Here is a 4,881-nt window from a genome sequence, read left to right as displayed (position 1 = left end):
GTCGCGCGATCGGGCGACATGAATCAGAACGACACCACTGATGATCAATCCGGCGCCCACGAGCTGGTTCGCGCTCGGCCATTTTCCGTAATAGAACCAGTCGATCACGATGGCCACGAAGGGAAGGGTATAGGTGACCGCCGCGGCCCGAAGGGGGCCCCATTCCCGGATCAGACTTAAAAACAGAAACCAGGCAATCGCCGTGGAGAATATGGCCAAGTAAAGGACGCCCCAGAGCGCCTGAGCGCGCTCCGTCGCCGAGCTGATCCAATCGCCTGATTCGGAAACAAAGCTGAGAAGAAAGAGCATGGCCGATGCACACGCCCCCTGGACGGCGATACTCCAACGAATATCGATATGCTGCGCGTGTCGGCGGATCAAGACGCCGCCCATCGCGTAGGAAACGGCCATCGTCACGACACTTAACATTCCATATAAGTTGTTGCGGTCCGCCGGATTCAAATCAAGGGCAGGCGCAAAAACCAAGAGAATGCCGCCGAAGCCGAGGCCGACGCCGATCACTTTTAAAACGTTCGGTTGTTCGTCGGGCAAGAGCGCCCATGAGAACAACAGCACAAAAATGGGAACCGTACTGTTCAGAATCGAGGCGAGCGCCGGAACGACATATTGCTCTCCCCAAAAGAGACAGGCCCAAGGCACGCCGAAGTTGAGAACGCCCAGAAAGGCCAAAAGGAAAACTTCACGCCACGACTTTGGGCCTCGAATCCGCTGCACGACCGCCAAGAGACCCATAATCAGCGTAGCGATAAATATCCGCATTCCCGCCGCTGCAAACGGAGGAATCGCCTCCACCGCGAACCGGATCGCAATGAACGAACAACCCCAAAAGAGAGTCAGCGCGAAGAACGAAAGCCAAGCCATAAAATGGGCGCCCTTCTACCATATCTTTGCGCCTTCTTCGATAGCGAGCGGCTTACTCAAACCGGCTGCAAAAGAGCCCCAGAATTGAAGGATCCGGTTTTATCCAGCAAAGGCCGCCGTGTCCAAGGGGACTCATGCCGAACCTCGGCACTTCGGAGCTCGAACTTGTGGACAAAGTTTGCTCGCCGAGCCAGCCAAAACCAGTCACATAACGCCGAGTAACCAATTCGTAGGAGGAGTTGACGAGCCGCTCCCAGAAGGCCATGGCGTTTCCCTGACGATCCAGAGCGATCTGCTGGGCCCCAAACGTGGCGCCGGCCAGCGAGGCGATCACGTCGACCGGGCTCCAGCCCAACGTGGACGTATACCGTCGAAGATATAAATTGGCTGTCGTCGCGCTGGTCGCGCTGTCGAACGTGTTGTGCACCCAGAGCGCCGAGATCCCGAACGAATCGGCCCCAAGCTGTACGGAAGAGAGAACTTGATTGTTCAGTTCCTCATCTACGATGTCCGGCACGCTTCCCCACTGACCCCCGGAGAAGTGATTGGCACGAAGTCGTTTCATCGAAGGCGTCGTAGACAAATCGGTCTCGTTCCACACCACGATCGCATCTTGGGTGACGGGATCGACGACGACCTGCGGCGAGGCCATGGCGGTGTCCAGAGATTCAATCGGCGCGCCCAATACCCAGCCCGAAGCGGCCAGATACCGGGCGACGAAAACAGAGTTTTTCCCGCCGGCGTCCGTGTGAATCCAGGACGCGTAAGTGTTCCCGTTCTGGTCCGCGTCCATCGATAGAATTGCAAGCAAGTAGGCGCTGGTCGCCTCGTTTTCGATCTGTACCGCTTGTGATCCCCATGTCTTTGAAGCGGCATCATATCGATTCGCCCAAACGCTCCGAACGGTCGACCCGGGATCGGTCTGCGTCCAAGCGGCCGTTGCGTTGCCATTTGAATCGATTCGGAGACGGGGAAGAAACGTCGCTCCTGCCCCGGGCGTGTCTTCCACCAAGGCTTGAACTCCCCATCGCTGACCCACCGGTTGAGTGGGATCGAATCGATTCGCATAGACATGATTTCGAGAGCCGTTCGACTGATTCCAGACGACGAGCGCCTCGCCGGACGGCCAGAACGCCGCCTGAGGTCCCAGCGGGCTTTGCGTGTCGAGGGTTTCGACCAACTCCTCGGGATCCCACGGCTGTCCGACTCGACGATAGCGAGAATAAAGATTGCTTCGCGTGCCGTCGCTTTGAGGCCATATGACAAGCAGGTTTCCGACGGCGTCCGACGCCGTCGTTCCGGACCCGACACTGTAGTTGGGGTCGGACTCGAGAACTTCAGAGGGGAGAAACGTGCCGTCCCGCGTTGTAAAGTCGCTCGAGAGCGGAGTCAGACCATTCCCCGCTAGATCCCGAATCGAACTACCGAGAGAAACCGTCACCCTCGAGAGCAAGGCCAGCCTGCGAGCGGGTGTGAAAGTCGCCCCACCTGTGTTGTACTGCACCGTGCCGGGAACCGACTGCCCCGATTCCGATAGAGAAAACGACGAAGTCGTTACAGAGGCCGGATCAATCGGCTCACTAAACGTTACAGTAATCGCCGTCGCGGGTGCGATTCCAAACGCACCATCCGGCGGTGAAATGGAAACGACCGTCGGCGGAGTTTGGTCCGGATTCGGCGTCGGTGTGGGGGTTGGTGTTGGAGTCGACGTGGGTGTGGGACTCGGCGAGGGCGTCGGCGTAACCTCGACCAAAACGCTGGAATCGACGCACACCATATCCGCGAACGCCTGAATCAATGTCGCTTTCGGATCGGAATCCGCGAGCGGAACAAAACTTCTCGCTCCTTGCACGGCGGCGTGGAAAATGCCGTTGGGCGGGAGATGCACCAGATTTCCTGATTTCTGTGCGGACGGAGGCAAAAACGTCGGCTGAACGCCTGCCAATGCTTCCGAGAATGTCAGGATCACAACCTCCGCATCGACTCGCGGGATTGAAAGGTTACTCAGTTGGATCTGATCCGGCGGAAGGAACGGAGACGCATAGAGAATCTCGACCGATCCATCCGCTGCCGGCGCAATAACGCCTAAAATCGCCGATCCCGACGACGCGGAGAGTTCACTCGCGCTGTAGCCGATCGTCACATCGGACGGCGATTCCTTTGAACAGCTGGTCCCGACTACAAGAACAAGCACCGCCAAGAGTAAGTTTGGACCCCTTTTCATTGTGCTTTCACCGACAGGCTGACGGAATCCGTGGAAGATCCGCTGCCGTTAAAATAATAAGCCGCGCCGCCGCCCACGGCCGCAGCGCCAACCAGCGACCAAAACCACCAGGTCCGGTACCACGCGCGGTCACCTTTGGGTTTGTCCAGCGAAGCCATCGACACCGGTTTCTTTGTGAATTCGGACAATTCACCCGATGGACTTGTCTGAGAAACAAGCAGTGCAGATGGCGCGACTTTCGATGGTGCGTTCAGGGCCGCCTGAACCGAAGCGGCATCGCTCCCCGGCTGAAGCGCGAAATCGGAACCGAGCGTGCGAGACCAGATTTCCATTGAGTCCTGGTAGAGGGAAATCTCGTCTCGGCCGACCAGAAGCGCGGCATCTGTGCCGGCCGCCTGTTGCATGAGAGAGAGAAGTTCTCCCCGACGGGCAGCTTGCGGCTCTTCAACGATCTGTTTCGCCAGATGATACGGGGAGAGAAACGCCAAGCGCGGTTCAACCATCCCTCCCCCTTCCCGGAGTACAAACAATTCCGAATAGGGTTGGTAGCCGAGCGACTCGATTCGAATATGGTGCTCTCCGACGCGTACTCTCAGAATTCGAATCGATCCGGTTCCCACTATTCGGCCATCCAAAGACACCGACGCCGCTTTCGCATGGACCGGTTCCATACGCACAACCACCGAACTCCGGGGCCGATTGGCTAAGTTCTCTTTGGCTTGTTTGAACAAAGCTAGAAACGACGGCGGATAGTAAGCTTCGTCGGGATCGCCCCCGCCGAGGGATCGATAAGCCTCAAGGGCGGTGATTGCGGCGGTCTCTTTTTTCTGCGTCTGTTGAACCGTGGCTTCCAGCAAATACGAATCCCGGATCACGGACAAATCCATCTGTTTTCGAGCTTCATTAAGGCGATCCAGGCATGCGGCAAACCGCAGCTTTCGGTACAGCGTCTTCGCTTCAGTAAGCAGGGCCCGCCCTTTCGACTGTGCAGCGTCCGCGTCTTTCATTCGCACGTCATCGTCGGGGTTGATGACGGAGGACCGAAGGCCCAATTTGCGGAGTTCGGAATCCAATAACTCAACTCGCGAACTGGCCTCCGCGGACGTCGACACGAGAACCACGCGAAACGAAGCCGGCTGGGTCCGCCCTGCGGTGGGTTGCCCCACCACCAAAATAGAAACGATAACCGTCGAAATTACCCCCCGAAACGTCATTTCAGGATTCATAACTGCAAATTGCCAACCACAGATACCACTTTCGTACTCGTACGTAAGTTATTGATTCGAAAGACGATTGCGAGTTCATTCTAAGGAGGTCTCGGCCCCATGTGCAAAATGTGGCCGATGCGGACGTAACTCTAGTTGTCGTTGGCGTTATTTGGCTCTGCCCAGATGTTCGTTAACTGAAGCTCCTCCCCCTTCCGGAGGACGATCTTGGTTTCATGTCTGCGGGAGAGTTTTTCGTTCTCGAAAATCAGCTTGTGCGTTCCCTCGCGGATCTCATACCGAATCATCGGCGTGTCTCCGATTTTCTTTCCGTCAACCGTCACCGACGCAAAGGGTCCGTCCGGAATAATTGTGAGGTAACCAACGCCTTTCGCCGAAATCGCTTTCACTTTCTTTTTGGCCACATTTTTTGATTTCGGAGGATTCTCTTTCACGGCCTTAGGTTTAGAGGCTGCCGGCTTGAGTGTCTCGGCGGTCTGCTCGTCGTCCACTACTTCGGTCACGGGCGTCGGTGCCGGTGGCCTTCGTTTTTCCACCTTGAGATCCATT

General features: G+C 57.0%; 4 protein-coding genes. All 4 read right to left on the bottom strand.

Features of this window, described 5'->3' with window-relative positions:
* Positions 1 to 882, bottom strand: an 882-nt coding sequence (locus VI895_00030) for a DMT family transporter (GenBank protein HLG18184.1), incomplete at its 3' end; no start/stop codon positions are given.
* Between the two features lie 52 nt (positions 883 to 934).
* Entirely contained in the window at positions 935 to 3,106 is a 2,172-nt protein-coding gene (locus VI895_00025; protein ID HLG18183.1) for an Ig-like domain-containing protein, read from the bottom strand.
* Entirely contained in the window at positions 3,103 to 4,320 is a 1,218-nt protein-coding gene (locus tag VI895_00020; protein HLG18182.1) for a PEGA domain-containing protein, read from the bottom strand. Before VI895_00020 ends, VI895_00025 begins: the two co-directional genes overlap by 4 nt.
* A 143-nt stretch (positions 4,321 to 4,463) precedes the next feature.
* Positions 4,464 to 4,881, bottom strand: a 418-nt coding sequence (locus VI895_00015) for a PEGA domain-containing protein (GenBank protein ID HLG18181.1), incomplete at its 5' end; no start/stop codon positions are given.

The organism is Bdellovibrionota bacterium (assembly GCA_035292885.1).
Classification (GTDB): Bacteria; Bdellovibrionota_G; JALEGL01; order JALEGL01; family DATDPG01; genus DATDPG01.
This window is presented reverse-complemented; position numbering and strand designations above follow the sequence as displayed.

Excerpts from the sequence above, each read along its gene's own strand:
- VI895_00025 (HLG18183.1), bottom strand. The coding sequence starts at position 3,106 with ATGAAAAGGGGTCCAAACTTACTCTTGGCGGTGCTTGTTCTTGTAGTC.
- VI895_00020 (HLG18182.1), bottom strand. The coding sequence starts at position 4,320 with ATGACGTTTCGGGGGGTAATTTCGACGGTTATCGTTTCTATTTTGGTG.